This is a genomic window from Pseudoalteromonas sp. G5_S1_14_S5, assembly GCF_054968605.1.
Genome location: NZ_JBQKUM010000185.1, coordinates 1 through 1153, shown reverse-complemented (window position 1 = coordinate 1153; position 1153 = coordinate 1). Strand labels below are relative to the sequence as shown.

General features: G+C 47.7%; 1 protein-coding gene. It reads right to left on the bottom strand.

Features of this window, described 5'->3' with window-relative positions; translation table 11 throughout:
* Nucleotides 1-29: 29 nt before the first annotated feature.
* Nucleotides 30-1153, bottom strand: a protein-coding gene (locus ACTRWI_RS22455; protein ID WP_499133907.1) for an IS3 family transposase whose coding sequence is annotated in 2 segments (ribosomal slippage) — nt 30-937 and nt 937-1153 — 1125 coding nt annotated over the 2 segments. Because the reading frame shifts where the segments join, the coding sequence is not laid out codon by codon here. This gene is flagged as partial in the annotation.

Genomic DNA, 1153 nt, shown 5'->3' with positions numbered 1-1153 from the left:
GATCTGCTCCAGGCAGACTGGACACTTCATTAAGCGACATTTTGTTGTTCAAAGTTAACTGGGCTTAGATATCCAAGAGCACTGTGCCTTCTCGTCCGGTTATAATCAACCTCTATGTATTCGAAAATCGCTTGGCGCATCTCGTCTCGCATCATGATCGGCTCATATTGGATCGCTTCAACTTTCATTGAATGGAAGAAGCTCTCCACACAAGCGTTGTCCCAGCAGTTTCCTTTTCTACTCATACTTTGCTTTAGATTATAAGCGGTTATGAGGTCTCGATAGTCTTTTGAGCAATACTGGCTACCTCGATCACTGTGAACGATTACTTGCTCAGGGAACCCGCGACGGAACAAGGCCATTGATAACGCATCACAGACCAGCGTAGCAGTCATTCTGGTATCCATAGACCAGCCGACTACTTGTCTTGAGTAAAGATCAATAATTACCGCCAAGTACAGCCAGCCTTCGCTTGTGGCAACGTAGGTGATGTCTCCCGCCCACTTTTGATTCGGAGCCTCCGCGTTAAAATCCTGTGCCAACAGGTTCGGAGCAACTGGCATTTTATGTTTGCTATCCGTAGTACACTTAAACTTACGTGCCGCTTTCGGCGTTAAATCCTGCCGCTTCATACTGGCGGCAATGGTTTTAACATTACGGCTATCACCGTTCTCAGCCAGCTCTTTCTGGATTCGCCTTGAACCATCGCGGCCTTTGCTATTGTCAAAAGCCTCTTTGACCTTCGTATCAAGCTCTTGGCGAGTTACCTCGCGCTGGAGGGCCTTGTGGCGATGCTTAATCCAGTAATAAAACCCACTCCGTGAAACGCCGAACACCTTAGCCATGCGGACAACACTGAAGCACAGCAGGTGTTCGAGCATAAATTCGTAGCAATTTACTTTAGGTTTTTCGCGAAGTAGGTGGCGGCCTTTTTTACTATATCTAGCTCTTCAGCTTGCTCAGCTAGTTGTCTTTTGAGCTTAGCGACCTCAGCGGCTAGATCTTTTTCCCTCTGACTGGTGCTGGTGTCTTTTTTGGCTACCTTACGCCAACCATAGATCTGAGATTCGTGTAACGAGAGCTGCCTCGCTGCCGCAGCTACTCCCACTTTCTCTGCTAGCTTCAGGGCTTCTGCTTTAAATTCAGGAGAATG